The sequence below is a fragment of the Bradyrhizobium sp. 604_D8_N2_3 genome, from assembly GCF_051810765.1.
GTDB classification, from domain to species: domain Bacteria; phylum Pseudomonadota; class Alphaproteobacteria; order Rhizobiales; family Xanthobacteraceae; genus Bradyrhizobium; species Bradyrhizobium barranii.
In genome coordinates this window covers 589,193-604,382 of the sequence record NZ_JBPWPM010000001.1, presented here as the reverse complement: position 1 = coordinate 604,382, position 15,190 = coordinate 589,193, and the positions used below count along the sequence as shown (strand labels likewise).

Genomic DNA, 15,190 nt, shown 5'->3' with positions numbered 1-15,190 from the left:
CTTCTTCACGTCGGCGCTTGCGTGCCAATTGACAGTCAATTGGAGAACGTGCTCGCCCTGCGGACGAGCAGTTCATCGCCCTTTCGGCTGACTTCGAGCGCGGGGGCCTGGTATGGCGTTGAGACAACGACGCGCTGACCGGGCGCCAGTACTGTCACAAAGCGGATCGGCGTTCCCGCTTCACCCTGTGCAAGAGTCGTGACGACGCGGAATCCATCGGGCTCGACCGTGTAGTAGGCGACGCCGGATACATCGCCGAGATTGATGCGCAGGCCCTCGATCGGCCGCAGGCCGTTAGCGTGTGCGGCCCCGAGTGAGGCGAAGGTGACGGCGGCTGCGAGAAGCGAGCTGCGGACTGACATAGGAACCTCCGTTGGCTTCGGCGGCGGGCGGGTTGCCCGTCTGGCTGATCGCGGCGGAATCGCGGTTTCCGTAAAGCTCGCGCAATTTGGTCTTCAGGACTTTTCCGGTCGCCCCGTGCGGAAGCTCGTCGACGAACAGAACATCGTCCGGCATCCACCACTTCGCGATCTTGCCCTCGTAAAAGGTCAGGAGATCTTGCGCCTCGAGCCTCGATCCCTGGCGCCGGACCGCAAGCACGAGCGGGCGTTCGTCCCATTTTGGATGCGCAATACCAATCACCGCCGCTTCGACGATTTCGGGGTGGGCCATCGCCAGGTTTTCGAGCTCGATAGACGATATCCATTCGCCTCCGGACTTGATGACGTCCTTCGAGCGATCCGTAACCTGCATATAACCGTCGCTGTCGATCGTGACGACATCACCCGTGAAAAACCAACCATCGGCACGCTCGCTTTCCGGCATCTTGTAATACGTGCGGGCAATCCAGGGCCCCCGAACCACGAGGTCGCCAACTGCCTTGCCATCGTGGGGGAGTTTTCTGTTGTTGCCATCGCGAATGCCGATCTCGACCCCGAAAAGCGCACGTCCTTGTTTGACCTGGCGAGACCGCCGTTCAGCTCTCGACGAGGTCGTGTGCTTGCGCAGTGGCTTCGAGATCGTCGCGAGCGGGCTGGTTTCCGTCATGCCCCAGCCATGCAGAACTTCTACTCCGTATCCGTCCTGCAGCGTTTCCATCAGGGAGGCCGGACATGCCGTGCCACCGATCAGCGCGCGATTGAGCGTCGTCGGCTTCACGCCGGCGCTTTGCAGGTATCGAACATAGCCCAGCCAGACCGTCGGCACGCCGCCGGCGAAAGTCACCCCGTGGTCCTCGAACAACCTGTGCAGGCTCTCACCGTCGACGTTTTGTCCGGCCATCACCAGCTTCGAACCCGTCGCCGTTGCACAATACGGCATTCCCCAAGACATTGCGTGGAACATCGGCGAGACAAGCGCGACCGTGTCATCCAGAGAAATGCGACAAGCGTCTGGGAGCGCTGCGGCGCAGGAATGCAGCACGGCGCTGCGATGGCTATACAGCACACCCTTTGGGTTTCCTGTCGTTCCCGACGTATAGCACAGTCCGCATGCCGTGTTCTCGTCGAACTCGGGCCATGCATAAGCTTCCGAGCACCCGGAGAGAAATCCTTCATAGGATGGGAAGCCTTTGGCTCCCACGATCTTTGCGTCGCCCGCCTCGCCCAGATATATCCACGCTTCAACAGTCGGACATTGCGGCATTAAAGAGTGTACGAGATCGATAAAAGCCAGATCGAAGAATACAACCACATCTTCGGCATGGTTGATGATGTATATGACCTGGTCCACGAACAGCCTTGGATTGATCGTGTGGCAAACGGCTCCCATTCCGGAAATGCCGAAGTATAGCTCCAGATGCCGATAGCTATTCCAGGCTAAGGTCGCCACGCGATCGCCTGGCTTAATGCCGATCGAATCCAATGCATTTGCGAGCCGAGAGCTGCGCTCGAGAAGGCCGCTGTAGCTCGTGATGTGATCGGGCCTGTCGGGAGTTCGGGAGACGATCTCGACATCGGGAAAGGAGCGCGCCGCGTGCATGAGAATGGACGACAGGAGCAACGGAGTTTGCATCATTAAGCCAAGCATGGCGAATGTTCCCTCGGTTTCAACGCTTTCACTTCAGCCGCAAGCGACTGTTCGTGCGGGCAGGAGATGGTCCGCACGGGTATCCATTTGGCGAGAGGTCTTCATCAGCCAGGACGACTCGCCCGCCCTCTCGCCCTTGGGTGCCCGGTCCCCGAACACGCGCCTTCGCGCGAGACCTGAGAAGGATGGCGAGCTTGAAGTGAACGACTAGCAGCCTGATCGCAAAGGACGTGACGAGCATAGATCCGGCGTTTCGTCGGGAATTTGATGCCCAAGACTTCCGCGTAGTCTTCGATGATGTGCGCGCCAGGCGTGTTGCCGGCAATCTCGACATCATAGTCGTGGCGTTTCAGTAGTCCCTCAGCGTCGAAATAGAGCGTCTGCACGGTGCTGTGTGTTGCGATCCCGGCGGGAAATCGTACCGCAAGGCGGCGCCAGTCGCCGCTGTCGGTTGGCCAGGGCTCCAGTTCCTCGGTTTCGACTCCCGGCCACGCAAGCAGGAATGGCATGTTCAGATAGGTCCACATGGCGCAGCCGGCGAAGTAGGCGAGCTGCAGCTCCGTCCATGGCGTTTGCAACGTGTGGCCGGCGAAGCTTGCGCGCGGCTCGAGCAGTTCTTCGAGAACTGTTCCGTTCTCAGCTTCCAGAGCGACGCGGCCTGGCTCGAAGCGGGAGCGTCGATTGCCGGCGCCGAACGGAGCGTGCGAAGCCCATTCTTTCTTGAGACCCACCGTGACGTTGGTTTGCGCGAGGGTGTGCGCCTGCCCCTTCAAAGACCACAGGGCGCCCCCCTGTATGAGATCGGCAGAGACCTGCTCGAATTGCCGCCAGCGATCGAGGCCCCCATGAGCTTCGATGGCAAAATCCTTGAGTTGCTTCATTGGTGCGCTCCTGCGAGAGCCACGCGGGATCGCGCGGGCTTTGTGGCGGGAGCCTAGATGCTCGGCCAAGCCTGCCGAACGACTTAGATGCCTTGATTCCAGACACGACAGCGAGCCGCGCTTTCCAAACGCCTCTTCCAGCCGAGTGCGCTACTTTAGACGCTGGTACGATGCCGTTTCGACCCGGTCGACCGTTAACACATCGTGCCGACTGTTGAACGGTCGGATAGGCGTGGGCACTGGGTAACCGGCGCTGATCGAGGCTGAGGCCGGCGTGGAAAGCTGTCGCCGCGCCCGTCACAGAGAGTGATGCGCTGGAATCGGCCTTGGCGACGGCAAGAGAACGGGGGCAAGTCAAGGTCGCCGAGATTTTGAAGGGCGACGACATGCTGACCGCGAGCCATTTCGGTTCGCTCATCGGCGCTTCCCATGAGACCGTCAACGTTAAACGCGGCCGGGGCGAAGTCCTCGGACTACAGGGCGCGACCCGCGCCGTGAGATATCCGAACTGGCAGGTCACGGACGCCGGCCTGCCGTTGCCTAGTTTGCCCAGGCTGTTTGAGATACTGGGCAGACAGCCGTGGACAGTCTACCGCTTCCTGCGGACCGTGCACGCGGAGCTCGGCGGACGGACCGCCCTGGACGCCTTGAAGGCAGGGCAACAGGAGGCTGTCCTGGGTGTAGCCCAAAACCAGATGAACGGCGTCTTCTCCTGAGGATGGCGTTGTCGCTTAAGGCCGATGCCGTGCATCATCCGTAGGATACGCTCCTCCAGTGGATCGAGCGTCCTCAATGCAGGAGCGAGGACGGCAGAAAGCTCAAGATCATCAAATGACCGGTGAACGTGGTAGCGATAATCCGAATAGCCGAATGATCTTGCTCAATACCAATGTGGTCTCCGAGGCGATGAAGCCCGAACCGCATCCATCGGTCCGCGACTGGCTCGACGCCCAGGCGGCCGAAACGGCACCGGAAGTTTCGCCTGACTGGACGTGCGGCGGCGCGGTCTATCCAACTTCAAGATCGTGGATGATCGGTTTCAGACCGTCGGGCAAGATTTCGAGGCGCGCAAGCGTGATCGGGAGCTTGAAGCGTCGGCGCCCAGCACTGCCGGGATTCAGGTAAAGTACGCCGTCGACGTTAGTGATCTTCGGCACGTGAGAGTGGCCCGAAACAACGACATCGATGCCCTGAGCTACGGGATCGACCTGCAAGGTGTTGAGGTCGTGCAGAACGTAGAACAGCCGTCCGGCGAGCCGCACGAACTCGGTTTCGGCAAATTCGGTGGCCCACTCGCCCGTATCCACGTTTCCTCTGATCGCCGTGACGGGGGCAATTCTACGCAGCGCGGTGATGATCTCGGGATCACCGATGTCCCCGCCGTGAATGATGTGGTCGACATGGGCCAGCATGCGAAGAGCCTCCGGCCTGAGCAGGCCGTGCGTATCCGAGATGATGCCGATGGTGAAGGTCATCGAACCGCCCGGTTGAAGCACTTTATCGCGCGTTGGGCCGCGGCTTCCTGATGCACCGCGGTGCCCCGGACATCAACCGCCTAAGCCGACTTCCGCCGCTGACCCGTCACGGGTTTCTTCGCCGCAGCTTCCTTCGCCGGCTTCTGGCCTTGGATCGGCATCAACATCTCTTTCTGGCCCGCCGCCGCCCTGCGCGGCTTCTTGGTGGGCTTCGCTGCCTTCGCCGGCGCAGCCTCCCGACCGACGCTTTGGCGCAGCGCCTCCATCAGATCGACCACGTTTTCACCTTTGGGCCGCTCCTTCGGGCGGATGGTCTTGCCTGCACGCTTCTGGTTGATCAGGTCGACCAGCGCGGTCTCGTAATGATCCTCGAATTTTCCGGGGTCGAACGTGCCCGTCTTCTGGTTAACGATGTGCCTTGCGAGGTCGAGCATGTCCTTGGTGACTTTGACGTCCTGGATCTCGTCGAAGTACTCCTGCTCGGATCGGACCTCGTAGGGGTAACGCAGCAGCGTACCGACGAGACCTTTCTCCAACGGCTCGAGCGCGATAATGTGCTCGCGGTTGGTGAGAACCACGCGGCCGATCGCGACCTTATCCATCTCCCGGATGGTCTCCCTCATCACCGCGAAGGCGTCGTGACCGACCTTGCCGTCAGGACGCAGGTAGTACGGACGGATCAGGTAGCGCGGGTCGATGTCCGCCTTGTCGACGAACTCGTCGATCTCGATGGTCCGCGTCGACTCCAGCGCCAGCTCCTCGAGCTCCTCCTTGGTGACCTCGATGTACTGCCCTTTGTCGAGTTCGTAGCCCTTGACGATGTCCTCGTTCGCGACCTCGTCTCCGGTATCGGCATCGACCTTCACGTACTTGATCCGGTGACCGGTCGCTCGATTGAGTTGATTGAACGAGATCTTTTCGGATTCCGATGTCGCCGGGTAGAGAGCCACCGGACAGGTGACGAGCGACAGACGCAAGAAGCCTTTCCAGTTGGCTCTCGGGGCCATGTTACGCAGAACTCCAGTTCGGGACGGCTCGGATTCAAGACGAACGGCAGGGCATGGTTCCGACAGCATGGACGGGCCCACAGGTGGATATTTTTCACGCCGGCTATCGACTCTTTTGTTCCTGTTATGTTCTATTGAGACATGACGGACCGACCCGCGAGCTGGCGCATGCCGAACCCGAAGGAGATGGATAAGATGGCCGCTCTCGTCGGGAGAAATGTGCCTCGGGAGCCCGGATTGGCTCCGGAAGCTGATCTGCCGCCGGAATACTGGCAGGCGCTTCTGGACGACCCTCGCGCAGAGAGCAGGTCGGGCCCCTCTGGAGGGGCGCTGCGGCTGAGCCAAATTCCTCAACATATTCTGAGGGTGGGGTGCCGGCGCTGCGCCAGGATTGTCGAGATTCAGAAGGTCGATGCCGTCCGACTCTATGGTCGTGAGGCGCTCTGGAAGGATGTCGGGCGGCGGCTCTTGGACAATACCTGCACGCAGCGGACCGGGCGCCACGAGGAAGACGGCTGCTGGCCTGCGTTCGAGTAGTCGCCGGCGCGGCCGGAACTGGATGCTGCCATGGCACCGAAACATCACCCGACGCCGCTCAGCGGCGGCGACCGCAAGGCGCTCACCAAGGAATTGGGGAGGGCGCGCACGATGACGACGATTCTCGCCGACCAGTCTGCCGAAGCCCGCGCCAAGGGCGAGGGTCTCATCCGGCAGGCCGACAAGCTGCTCTGCGAATCGTGGAATGAGAAGATGTGGGCCGACGGAGGACCTATCGACCCATCGCCGAGCGTCGATCAGGCCATCAACGGCGGTTACGCCTGGCTTGAGATCGAGTGCTCGCGGTGCAAAACCCGGCGAGACGTCGACCTAGCGGCGCTGCGCCATCCACCGACCACATTCGTCCATGACTTGGCGAGCCGCCTCCGCTGCAGCAAATGTAGCAAAGCAGGTCGCCGGCCTTCAGCTACCCTTCTGCAACTCGCATCGCGCTCCCGCCTGGCCGTTCCGGAGACCTGACTGTGTGCAATCTCTACTCGATGACCAAAAACGTAGATGCGATCCGCCGCTTGTTCGGGGCGCTGAACAGCCGCGTCGGAAACCTGCCGTCGATGCCGGGCATCTTCCCGGACTACCCAGCGCCGATCGTTCGCAACGGGGCCGAGGGACGCGAGCTCGTCATGGCACGTTGGGGCATGCCTTCTTCGGCGCAGGCGCTCATGGACGCGACGAGGAAACGCGCAGAGAAACTAGACGCCAAGGGCAAGACGGTGGATTTCAAGGAGCTGCTGCGGCTGGAGCCGGACAGCGGTGCGACCAACATCCGCAACACCAGCAGCAAGCATTGGAAGCGATGGCTCGGGCCAGACAATCGCTGTCTGGTGCCGTTCACCAGCTTCAGCGAATACGACACCATCGACGGCAAGAAGGCGCCAGTGTGGTTTGCTCCGGATGAGAGCCGCCCGCTGCTCGCGTTCGGAGGCATCTGGACGAACTGGACTTCAGTGCGCAAGGCGAAGGAAGGCGAGGTCACAGCCGACGTTTTCGGCTTTCTGACCTGCGAGCCGAATGCCGAGGTAAAGCTCGTCCATCCCAAAGCAATGCCGGTCGTCCTTACGACGACCGAAGAGTACGACATATGGATGCAGGCCCCTTGGGAAGAAGCCAAAGCACTGCAGCGGCCGCTTCCGGACGGTTCGCTCAAGATCGTCGCCACCGGGGAGAAGGAAGACCCGGGCGCGGCTTCGCCGGAGATTTAGACGCATTGCCGTCCGCTCCGACCAGATGGAAACCGTCCCGACGGCGACGGAGCACTATGCCGAAGCCACCCGCCATAAGGCGTCCCCTACAAGTTGGTCCCTAATCGGGGCAAAGTGGGTCCCTTAGCCTGAAACGCAAAAAGCCCCGCCAGCACGGCGGGGCTTTTCATTTCGGATGTCTCGGGCTGAGGACGAACGCCGATACCTCGGCAGGCCGGCATCCAGGATGGACCAAAAGATCTTTCAGCTGCCCCTCTTCGATATTTCGGCTATCCGTATTTTAGTGTGGGCTCGCGTGCGAGCTGACGAAATTCCGAAATCGCCGCTGCACCCAGGATCGGCTGGCGTCGATGTTCGCCTGCGTGATCGAGTTCGGCAGCGCGCTGACTAGACGGGATATGAGGGCAACCTCACATCCCCATCGAGTGGGACGGCTCGCGCTCGGAAGCGGGTTCGGACTCACGGACCGAGACCTCGCCCCTGGTCCAGTCGGGAAGCTCTTCCAACACGACGGACACGCCGACGCCGAGGTTGTTGAGCAGTCGATAGAGGCGCTCGAGGCTATAGTCGGTGGCGCGTCCGTTGCGCAGTTCCGAGACCTTTGGTTGGGGGAGACCCATGATGCGGCCAGCCTCGGCTTGGGTTAGACCGCGCTTCTCGATAACCTCGCCGATCTTGCCGACGAGTCTCGATTTCAGGAGTCGATTTTCCGCGTCTGGCAGACCGAGATCGGCGAACACGTTGTCCGATCCGATCGCACCGGCGGAGGTCTGACGAAGCTCATTTCGGCTCATTTTTTCGTCCCTTCTCATCCAACTCTGCCTGGCTTTGAAGCCTTTGTGAACCGCCACTTCGAGGATCGCGGTCGCTGGATCAAGCGCGCAATACACGACGCGAACGCTTTTGCCGTTCCACCGGCCGCCGACCTGGAATGCGTCTTCGCCACTAACGACGCAAAGCGCGCCCGATCGAGGCGCCAAGCGATGAGCTTGCCGCCTCCGAATGGCTCAACAGAAGGCGTCATGCATAGACGCCGTGTGCGAGGCGTGTGAGGTATTGTTCAACGAGCTCGATGCCCGCTGGAGTGGCAAGCAGGTCGATCGGGCGGCGCTGGTCAAGACCGATGGCCGGACGCTCGAGCCACTGCTCTGCCTCTTCCTGCGAACCGAACCCGTCCGTGGCCTTGGCCAGGATTTCGGCAAACTTCCAGGTCCGCCCACTTTGCTCCCGGCTGAGCGGCTTGTCCGGAGCGTCCTTGCGTCGCTGAAAGGTGCGAAGACTCATTCCGAAGGCTTTTTCCAGCGAGTCCGTTTGAATGAAGAGGAGGTGACGGACGAAGTGGGTCAGCGCGGAGCTTGGCAGTCCGTCCAGCAGCAGTTCGTGGGCGTCGAGGGTGCTTGTGATGCGGCGCGACAGGATGCGCGGCCCGCCGAGCAAATCGGCCACCTTCTGCAGATCAGTGCTTGGCCCCTTTGAAGCCGATTGTCAATCGGCCTGTAAATTTGGCTCTGACTCATATGTGGAACGGCCCGGGCTGCAAGATCTTTCTCTGTTTGAACAACGGATGACGGTGCGGTCATATGTTCGGCCTGTAGTCGCGGCACCTGGCCGCTGGCCACGATGATATCCGCGGAAGCAATCGCCCAATCAATTTCTCGCGCTCGAAGCGCAGTGAGTCAGGCGGTCTGATTGCTGCCGGGAATGTCGTCACTCGAGGTTCATCCAGATTTGCACCTCGCCTCCTCGGCAGCTTTCCTCTTCCGCCGGAGAGCTCTTAAGCTTAGGATTTCAGCATTGCGGCTGGCGCCTGATACACGCCGCCCCTGACCAGCAAGGCCCAAATGGTGCGCGCGATCTTGTTGGCGAGCGCCACCGATACAACTTTGACCGGCCGTCTTTGCAACATAGTCCGAAGCCAGAGCGGAACTTTCAAGCCTCGCTTCGCCAGCTTGATGATAGAGGTCGCACCGACGATTAACAGCGTCCGTAGCTGCCGATTCCCGCGCTTTGATATCGCCCCAAGCCTTTCTTTCCCACCGCTCGACTGTGCTCTCGGCGTTAGTCCCGTCCAAGCTGCAAAATCTCGTGCAGTGGCAAAACCGCGAGCATCCAAGACCGATGTCCGAACGGTAGCTGCGATGAGAGGACCAACACCTGGAATGCTCATCAGGCGCCTGGCATCGGGGTCCTTTCTGACGGCAACCAAAATCTCCTTATCAAGCTTCTCTATACGGACGGTGAGTAGCTCAATTTGTTCAGCGAAGTGGATCAGGGCAAAGCGGGCGGTGGCGGGGATCCTATCGTCTTCCCTGTCCCGGAGCAGCCCCAGGAGTTTCGTGACGCTCGCCATGCCTGTCCCTGCGATAATGCCCAATTCGGCCATATGAGCTCGCAGAGCATTTGCGGTCTGGCTCCGCTGTCTCATCAGCATCTCTCGCGCGCGCAAGATCATGCCGGCCGCTTGTTGTTCGGCAGTCTTCATGGGTACGAACCGCATTGTCGGACGGGTGACCGCCTCACAAATGGCTTCTGCATCCGCCATGTCGGTCTTGTTTCGTTTGACGTAGGGCTTCACGTAGGCTGGCGGCATCATGCGGACCAAGTGCCCCAGCGCCGCGATCTCGCGCGCCCAGTGATGTGCACTTGCGCAGGCCTCCATACCCACCAAGCAGGAGGGGAGCCCTCGAAAGAAAGGCAGCACCTGCGATCGTCGCAACGTGCGGCGAACCAAGACTTCCCCATTTTCACCGACGCCGTGAACTTGAAAGATCGACTTAGCCAAATCCAAACCCACTGTGATGAGCTTCTCCATGAAACGGTCCTTCCTCTGTGGCGCTTCTCAACGCGACCACGTTAGGCACTTTTGATGCCGGTTCGAAGGGCCGTTCCACACCATCACTTTTGATGCAGTTCGAGGGATGTCTGGCGCTTTGATTTGGGGGAGAATCAGCGCCATGCAGCAGGCACTCCAGCGCTCCAGTCTGGTGCCGAGTGGATTTGTTGTAGAGAGTGCGTACTACGAAGGTGATAAGGCTGTTATTGCGGTCCGGGCGTCGGGAAGCATTGGTCTGTGCCCATCTTGCGGAACGGTTTCCCGACGCGTCCATAGCCGATACCGGCGTCGTGTGACTGATCTTCCCCTTTCGGGGCGGATCGTACAGCTTCTGGTGATTGCTCGTCGCTTCCGTTGCGGCGCCGTCCTATGCGGGCGCCAAATCTTCACCGAGCGCTTCGCCGAAGGGGTGCTGGCACCGTCGGCGCGACGCACGGCAAGGCTGGACTCTATCGTCCATCACCTCGGTCTGGCACTTGGCGGTCGACCGGCAGCAGGCTTCGCAAAACGGCTAATGCTGCCGGTGAGCAAGGATACGCTCCTTCGCGTGGTCCGACGCCGTAGCCGTCCGCCAGCTGATCCGCTCAGGGTTATCGGCATTGATGATTGGGCCTGGCGGCGCAACCACAGATACGCCAGCATCATCTGCAACCTGGAGCGGCGCCGAGTAGTCACCCTGCTCCCGGATCGGGAGCCCGCAACTGCCCAAGCCTGGCTCGCTGCTCATCCCACGATCGCGATCGTTGCCCGTGACCGTGGTGGGGGATATGGCGAAGCGACAGCAAGAGCCTTACCGCATGCGGTACAGGTTGCAGATCGTTGGCATCTGATGGAGAACGCCAGTCGGGCCTTCCTCGATGCCGTTCGCAAATCGATGCGCCAGATACGCACAGTGATCGGCGCGACCACGATTGATCCCAAGCTGCTAACAGCCGCAGAGCGGATCCAGTATGAGGGTTATCTGCGCCGCGAGGAGACCAATGCGGCTATCCTGGCTCTGTCGAAGAATGGCATACCTATCAAGCAGATCGTGCGTCAGACTGGTCACAGCAGGCAGCTGGTACGGCAGGCGATTCGCGGCGAACGACACGATGTCTTCCGGACCCGGCAAAGTTCGTTGGACTTACACTTGCCGTGGCTCGACGATCAGTGGGCGTCCGGCTGCCGAAACGGGGCTGAACTTTGGCGTCGTTTAACGGCGCGTGGCTTCAGAGGCTCGCTCCGCGTCATCAGCGAGTGGGCGACCCGCAGACGAAGGGCTGAAAAGCCCGACGCACGAAACCTTCAGCGGATTCCATCGGCCAGAACGATCGCGCGCCTCATGACAATCGGCGGAGATCTGCTCACGAAAGCAGAGACCGTCACGGTCGCGGCAATCGAAGCTGGCGTACCATCCTTGGTCGAGGCTCGCGAGATCATCGCCGAATTCCACTTGATGATCCGGCGCAGAGCCGAAGCAGGGCTCACGCCGTGGATCGACCGCGCCCGCGCCAGTCTCGTGACTTCCTTCGCCAGCGGCGTCACGAAGGATGAAGCGGCGGTTCGGGCGGCAATCACTTCGCCCTGGTCCAACGGACAGACTGAAGGTCAGATCACCCGCCTCAAGCTCGTGAGAAGGCAGATGTACGGTCGCGGGAAAATCGATCTCCTTCAGGCCAGGCTAATCGGTGCAGAATAATCGGAGCTGCACCAAAATTGCGTCAGAGCCAATTTTGGACGCCGATCCCCCGGCTTAGGGGGTCAATATTGCAGGCCGAATGACACTCTAGATGACGGATACGAGCGACGTCCGGATCGCGGGTTCGCAGGGAGATTTTGATCTCGCGTTTGCCTACCGCGTTTCTCAGGCGGTCTGGAACGCGCTTGCGCAGGAAGAAGACGCCGCTTTGCGGATTCCGCTTCGGAGTGCCAAATGCGTGGACCATGTGTACCGACCTTGTGTACCGAGAGCACAGTCGGCCGTCCGAAAAAACCCTTGCTGATCAAGGGTCAGGCTGATTTCCGCGATTTCTTGCAAGGGTGGCGGAGAGAGTGGGATTCGAACCCACGGTACGGTTTCCCGCACACACGCTTTCCAAGCGTGCGCCTTAAGCCACTCGGCCATCTCTCCGGAGCGCCCTCTCTTGAAGGGGAGCCGATGATTTTGCAAGAGACCGCGGGTAAATCGGGTGAATTTTCCGTAAGATATTGTATTTGAAAGACAATATCTGGCGCCGGCTGGCGCCTCGGAACCGCCCAATGGCTGAACCGGAAGCGGGTTTGGCGCGACGATTCACTCAAGACCGCCAAACACGACCGGGGACGCCATGACCATCCAAAAGACCATCGTCGCGCTGGGCCTGATTTCGGCCCTTGGCTCCGCCTTCGCCGTGCCGGCCGCCGCACAGGTCTGCACCCGGCAGGGCGTCGACGTGAGTTGCGACGACGGGCGGCGCGGCGTGCTTTCGGGCGATGCCATCATCTGGCCGGACGGGACGCGCTCGAGCGCCTCGCCGCATCCGAGCGTGATCATCGGCAACAAGAGCTCGGTGCATGTCGGACCCGGCGTGTTCGTCGGCCAGGGCAAGGGCATGGTGCCGCTGGACGATCCCAACGCGCCGAACAAGCGGCAATGCGCGATTCTGGACGGGGTGTCGTATTGTTATTGAGCGCCTCTCCCCGCGAGAACGGGGAGAGCAAGAGAGCTTAAATCAACCTTACACCTGATATCGCCGACTTCAGCCAGCGTAGCGCCTGCGGCGGCTGGGTCTCGAGCGGCGCGACGACGGCCTTCTCGGTCCGGCACTTCTCCAGCTCGGCAACGAAGTCGGCGGACCACTGCTGGATGGTGTGGCCGCGCAGCGTCTTCATCATCGCGTCCCAGCGCATCTTGCGCTCGGTGAGCGACATCGCGGCCGCGACCGCGATCGCGCGGGCCATGCCGTCGATATCGTGCGGATTGACCAGCAGCGCCGTTTCGAGCTCGTTGGCGGCGCCGGCGAACTTCGACAGCACCAGCACGCCGGGATCGGCCGGGTTCTGCGCGGCGACATATTCCTTGGCGACGAGATTCATGCCGTCATGCAGCGGCGTCACCACGCCGATCTGCGCGGTGCGGTAGAGACCCGCAAGCACGGCCTGGCTGAAACCCTTGTTCAGGTAGCGGATCGGCGTCCAGTCGACCTCGCCGTGGCGGCCGTTGACGTCGCTGACGAGACGCGCGACCTCGTTCTGGAGATTGCCATAGGCCTCGATCGCACCGCGCGAGGGGTTGGCGATCTGGAGCAGCGAGATGCTGCGCGCAAACTGCGGATGCTCGGTCCAGAGCCGGTCGAACGCGCTGATGCGATTGACGAGACCCTTGGAATAGTCGAGCCGGTCGACGCCGATCGCGAGCCGCTCGCCGTTGAGACTGCGGCGCAGCCGCGACACGTCGGGATGCGAGGCCGATTTCGCCGCGTAAGCCGCGAACTTTTCCGCATCGATGCCGATCGGAAAGACCTCGCAACGCGTACGGCCATGCTGCGAGATCGCGACGCCGTCTTCGACGGCGAGACCGAGTTCACTCGCGACATAGCCGAGGAAATTCTGGCAATCCTCATTGGTCTGGAAGCCGAGCAGATCGTAGGCCAGCATCGCCGTGATCAGTTCGCGATGATTGGGCACGCCCTGCATCACCGCGACGACCGGCCACGGCGTGTGCAGGAAGAAGCCGATCGGATCATCGACGCCGAGATCGCGCAGCTCCGCGCCGAGCGCGAGGAAATGATAATCCTGCACCCAGAACGCCGTTTTCGCTTTCCGGAAGCGCATCAAGGCGCGCGCCATGAAGGCGTTGACCTCGCGATAGCTGACATAGTCGTCGCGCGAGACGCGGATCAGATCGCTGCGCGAATGCAGCGCCGGCCACAGCGCCGAATTGGCAAAACCTTCGTAATAGCCGCCGTAATGCGCCGCCGGCAGATCCAGCGTCGCTATCGCACCCGACCCAAGCGCTTCGATCTCGGCGAACGGTTCCTTCTGATGGCCGTCGCGCACACGGCCCGACGAACCCACCCAGATAGCACCCGAATGTTCCACCACGGGAAGCAATGCCGCAGCCAAGCCGCCCGTCATCGGCTCGTTGGGTTTACCGCGCGCAACTCGATTTGAAACGACGACTAAATTCACAGGTCGTCCCCTCCTTCATTCCAACCCGTTTAACTGCTGTTCATCAATATGGTTCCTGTCCATCATTTGTACGAAATGAAACCAAAATCAGGCACATGCGTTGGAACCAGTTTTTCTGCTGGGAACCCGGCGGTTTCGCTCAACAAAGTCAGTTTTCGTGACTGTGTTGCCCAGCATGAATTGCGCGCGCAAGCGAACGACGCGAGCGACAATGTGGCCCCGAGGTGTCGGTGCCTTATTCCAACCTTGTGTCGTCGAGCAGACGCGCGAGGAACGCGCGCACATCCTTCGGCTCATCGAAATGGCCGTTGACGCCGATGGCGCGGCGACCGACCGAGAAGGACAGCCCGTTCATGTCGGGCATGATCGCGAACACGGTCTCATCGGTAACGTCGTCGCCAATGAAGATCGGACGGCGCCCTTTGAAGGGCTCATGCTTCATCAATTCGCGCACGCCGGTGGCCTTGGTGAAGCCGGAATGCTTGATCTCGCAAACGAACTTGCCGGGCAGCACCTCGATCGGCGCATTGGGCAGATCGGCGCGGATCAGCGAGACGGCTTCGAAGATCGCCTTCTCCGCATGCGGCGCGAGACGATAATGCAGCGCCAGCGAATAGCCCTTGTCCTCGAGTAGAATGCCGGGGCTGAGCTTTGCAATCGCAGCCAGGCGACGCTTCAGCTCCTTGTCCATCGGCGGCGCATGCACGTCGTCGGCCTCATTGCCCACCGACAGGCGCATTTCCGCGCCGTGACCGGCGACCGCGCGAAACACGTCGGGTGCGAAGATCAGGTCGATGTCGTTGAGCGAACGGCCGCTGACCATCGCCAGCGCGCCGGACGTGCGCTCGGTCAACAGGTTCAGCGTTTCCGACAGGCCCGGCGGCACCCACACCTCGCGCGGCGTCGGCATCAGGTCGAGCAGCGTGCCGTCGATGTCGAGCAGGATCGCGGTCTCGCCGAGATGCGGCACGAGCGCATGCGGCACCGGCACCGCGTCGGGCGCTTCTTCGTCAACCATGGGGCGCTTCTGATCCAATTCCGCGAGCTCCGATTTCATAGT

The 15,190-nt window shown here is 61.2% G+C and carries 17 protein-coding genes, 1 tRNA gene and 2 pseudogenes; 7 read left to right on the top strand and 13 right to left on the bottom strand.

Annotated features, from left to right (window positions below; genetic code table 11):
• Positions 1-35 precede the first annotated feature (35 nt).
• The 3 genes from AB7245_RS02850 to AB7245_RS02840 form a co-directional block, all read right to left on the bottom strand.
• The gene (locus AB7245_RS02850; protein WP_439033869.1) at positions 36-362 is read right to left on the bottom strand and encodes a hypothetical protein; all 327 of its coding nucleotides are present in this window, start codon (positions 360-362) and stop codon (positions 36-38) included.
• Positions 295-2,028 (bottom strand): long-chain-fatty-acid--CoA ligase, encoded by a 1,734-nt coding sequence (locus tag AB7245_RS02845; RefSeq protein ID WP_439033868.1) that lies wholly within the window; start codon positions 2,026-2,028, stop codon positions 295-297. The genes AB7245_RS02850 and AB7245_RS02845 overlap by 68 nt, the downstream gene beginning before the upstream one ends.
• 104 nt (positions 2,029-2,132) lie before the next feature.
• Positions 2,133-2,909 (bottom strand): hypothetical protein, encoded by a 777-nt coding sequence (locus AB7245_RS02840; protein WP_439033867.1) that lies wholly within the window; start codon positions 2,907-2,909, stop codon positions 2,133-2,135.
• 326 nt (positions 2,910-3,235) lie between these two features.
• Here AB7245_RS02840 and AB7245_RS02835 point away from each other — a divergent pair, with 326 nt between their 5' ends.
• Both AB7245_RS02835 and AB7245_RS02830 read left to right on the top strand, forming a co-directional pair.
• A complete protein-coding gene (locus AB7245_RS02835; RefSeq protein WP_439033866.1) occupies positions 3,236-3,625 on the top strand; it encodes a hypothetical protein in 390 nt (129 codons plus the stop codon).
• Between the two features lie 154 nt (positions 3,626-3,779).
• Positions 3,780-3,875: pseudogene (locus AB7245_RS02830) on the top strand (VapC toxin family PIN domain ribonuclease); the annotation flags it as partial.
• Between the two features lie 41 nt (positions 3,876-3,916).
• Here AB7245_RS02830 and AB7245_RS02825 read toward each other — a convergent pair.
• On the bottom strand, positions 3,917-4,384 hold the full coding sequence (locus AB7245_RS02825) for a metallophosphoesterase family protein (protein ID WP_439033865.1): 468 nt from the start codon (positions 4,382-4,384) through the stop codon (positions 3,917-3,919).
• Positions 4,385-4,464: 80 nt separating this feature from the next.
• Positions 4,465-5,391, bottom strand: a complete 927-nt coding sequence (locus AB7245_RS02820) for a Ku protein (RefSeq protein ID WP_439033864.1) — start codon at positions 5,389-5,391, stop codon at positions 4,465-4,467.
• Positions 5,392-5,559: 168 nt separating this feature from the next.
• Between AB7245_RS02820 and AB7245_RS02815 the strand changes: the two genes are divergently transcribed.
• Genes AB7245_RS02815 through AB7245_RS02805 form a run of 3 tightly spaced genes read left to right on the top strand, consistent with a single transcriptional unit; the run spans position 5,560 to position 7,148 of the window.
• The gene (locus tag AB7245_RS02815; protein WP_439033863.1) at positions 5,560-5,928 is read left to right on the top strand and encodes a hypothetical protein; all 369 of its coding nucleotides are present in this window, start codon (positions 5,560-5,562) and stop codon (positions 5,926-5,928) included.
• A gap of 30 nt (positions 5,929-5,958) precedes the next feature.
• On the top strand, positions 5,959-6,408 hold the full coding sequence (locus tag AB7245_RS02810) for a hypothetical protein (protein ID WP_439033862.1): 450 nt from the start codon (positions 5,959-5,961) through the stop codon (positions 6,406-6,408).
• Between the two features lie 2 nt (positions 6,409-6,410).
• A complete protein-coding gene (locus tag AB7245_RS02805; RefSeq protein WP_439033861.1) occupies positions 6,411-7,148 on the top strand; it encodes an SOS response-associated peptidase in 738 nt (245 codons plus the stop codon).
• A gap of 410 nt (positions 7,149-7,558) precedes the next feature.
• On the opposite strand, the gene AB7245_RS02800 is transcribed toward AB7245_RS02805, so the two are convergent.
• From AB7245_RS02800 to AB7245_RS02785, 4 genes and pseudogenes are all read right to left on the bottom strand, one after another.
• Positions 7,559-7,942, bottom strand: a complete 384-nt coding sequence (locus AB7245_RS02800; RefSeq protein WP_439035694.1) for a helix-turn-helix domain-containing protein — start codon at positions 7,940-7,942, stop codon at positions 7,559-7,561.
• Positions 7,943-7,972: 30 nt separating this feature from the next.
• A pseudogene (locus tag AB7245_RS02795) lies at positions 7,973-8,172 on the bottom strand (RES family NAD+ phosphorylase); the annotation flags it as partial.
• Positions 8,169-8,603 carry a type II RES/Xre toxin-antitoxin system antitoxin gene (gene parS, locus AB7245_RS02790; protein WP_439035693.1) on the bottom strand — a complete coding sequence of 145 codons (435 nt, stop codon included), beginning with the start codon at positions 8,601-8,603 and terminating at the stop codon, positions 8,169-8,171. The pseudogene AB7245_RS02795 and the gene parS, both read right to left, overlap by 4 nt.
• Positions 8,604-8,928: 325 nt before the next feature.
• Positions 8,929-9,960, bottom strand: a complete 1,032-nt coding sequence (locus AB7245_RS02785) for an IS110 family transposase (protein WP_439033860.1) — start codon at positions 9,958-9,960, stop codon at positions 8,929-8,931.
• 142 nt (positions 9,961-10,102) lie between these two features.
• Between AB7245_RS02785 and AB7245_RS02780 the strand changes: the two genes are divergently transcribed.
• Positions 10,103-11,659 (top strand): ISL3 family transposase, encoded by a 1,557-nt coding sequence (locus tag AB7245_RS02780; RefSeq protein WP_135217323.1) that lies wholly within the window; start codon positions 10,103-10,105, stop codon positions 11,657-11,659.
• Positions 11,660-11,681: 22 nt separating this feature from the next.
• Here the strand turns inward: AB7245_RS02780 and AB7245_RS02775 are convergent, their stop codons facing one another.
• A complete protein-coding gene (locus AB7245_RS02775) occupies positions 11,682-11,906 on the bottom strand; it encodes a DUF6538 domain-containing protein (protein ID WP_439033859.1) in 225 nt (74 codons plus the stop codon).
• A gap of 95 nt (positions 11,907-12,001) precedes the next feature.
• Positions 12,002-12,091, bottom strand: a tRNA-Ser gene (locus AB7245_RS02770).
• Positions 12,092-12,287: 196 nt separating this feature from the next.
• Here AB7245_RS02770 and AB7245_RS02765 point away from each other — a divergent pair.
• Complete coding sequence (locus AB7245_RS02765) at positions 12,288-12,629, top strand: hypothetical protein (protein ID WP_071908548.1); 342 nt, start codon at positions 12,288-12,290, stop codon at positions 12,627-12,629.
• Between the two features lie 37 nt (positions 12,630-12,666).
• On the opposite strand, the gene AB7245_RS02760 is transcribed toward AB7245_RS02765, so the two are convergent.
• Together AB7245_RS02760 and otsB are read right to left on the bottom strand one after the other, a co-directional pair.
• Positions 12,667-14,130 carry a trehalose-6-phosphate synthase gene (locus tag AB7245_RS02760; RefSeq protein WP_085403638.1) on the bottom strand — a complete coding sequence of 488 codons (1,464 nt, stop codon included), beginning with the start codon at positions 14,128-14,130 and terminating at the stop codon, positions 12,667-12,669.
• Between the two features lie 235 nt (positions 14,131-14,365).
• The gene (otsB, locus tag AB7245_RS02755; RefSeq protein WP_063980508.1) at positions 14,366-15,187 is read right to left on the bottom strand and encodes a trehalose-phosphatase; all 822 of its coding nucleotides are present in this window, start codon (positions 15,185-15,187) and stop codon (positions 14,366-14,368) included.
• Positions 15,188-15,190 lie beyond the last annotated feature (3 nt).

Coding starts and splice junctions, on each gene's coding strand:
- AB7245_RS02850 (WP_439033869.1), bottom strand. CDS start 362: ATGTCAGTCCGCAGCTCGCTTCTCGCAGCCGCCGTCACCTTCGCCTCA.
- AB7245_RS02845 (WP_439033868.1), bottom strand. CDS start 2,028: ATGCTTGGCTTAATGATGCAAACTCCGTTGCTCCTGTCGTCCATTCTC.
- AB7245_RS02840 (WP_439033867.1), bottom strand. CDS start 2,909: ATGAAGCAACTCAAGGATTTTGCCATCGAAGCTCATGGGGGCCTCGAT.
- AB7245_RS02825 (WP_439033865.1), bottom strand. CDS start 4,384: ATGACCTTCACCATCGGCATCATCTCGGATACGCACGGCCTGCTCAGG.
- AB7245_RS02820 (WP_439033864.1), bottom strand. CDS start 5,391: ATGGCCCCGAGAGCCAACTGGAAAGGCTTCTTGCGTCTGTCGCTCGTC.
- AB7245_RS02815 (WP_439033863.1), top strand. CDS start 5,560: ATGCCGAACCCGAAGGAGATGGATAAGATGGCCGCTCTCGTCGGGAGA.
- AB7245_RS02810 (WP_439033862.1), top strand. CDS start 5,959: ATGGCACCGAAACATCACCCGACGCCGCTCAGCGGCGGCGACCGCAAG.
- AB7245_RS02800 (WP_439035694.1), bottom strand. CDS start 7,942: ATGAGCCGAAATGAGCTTCGTCAGACCTCCGCCGGTGCGATCGGATCG.
- AB7245_RS02785 (WP_439033860.1), bottom strand. CDS start 9,960: ATGGAGAAGCTCATCACAGTGGGTTTGGATTTGGCTAAGTCGATCTTT.
- AB7245_RS02780 (WP_135217323.1), top strand. CDS start 10,103: ATGCAGCAGGCACTCCAGCGCTCCAGTCTGGTGCCGAGTGGATTTGTT.
- AB7245_RS02775 (WP_439033859.1), bottom strand. CDS start 11,906: ATGGTCCACGCATTTGGCACTCCGAAGCGGAATCCGCAAAGCGGCGTC.
- AB7245_RS02765 (WP_071908548.1), top strand. CDS start 12,288: ATGACCATCCAAAAGACCATCGTCGCGCTGGGCCTGATTTCGGCCCTT.
- otsB (WP_063980508.1), bottom strand. CDS start 15,187: ATGAAATCGGAGCTCGCGGAATTGGATCAGAAGCGCCCCATGGTTGAC.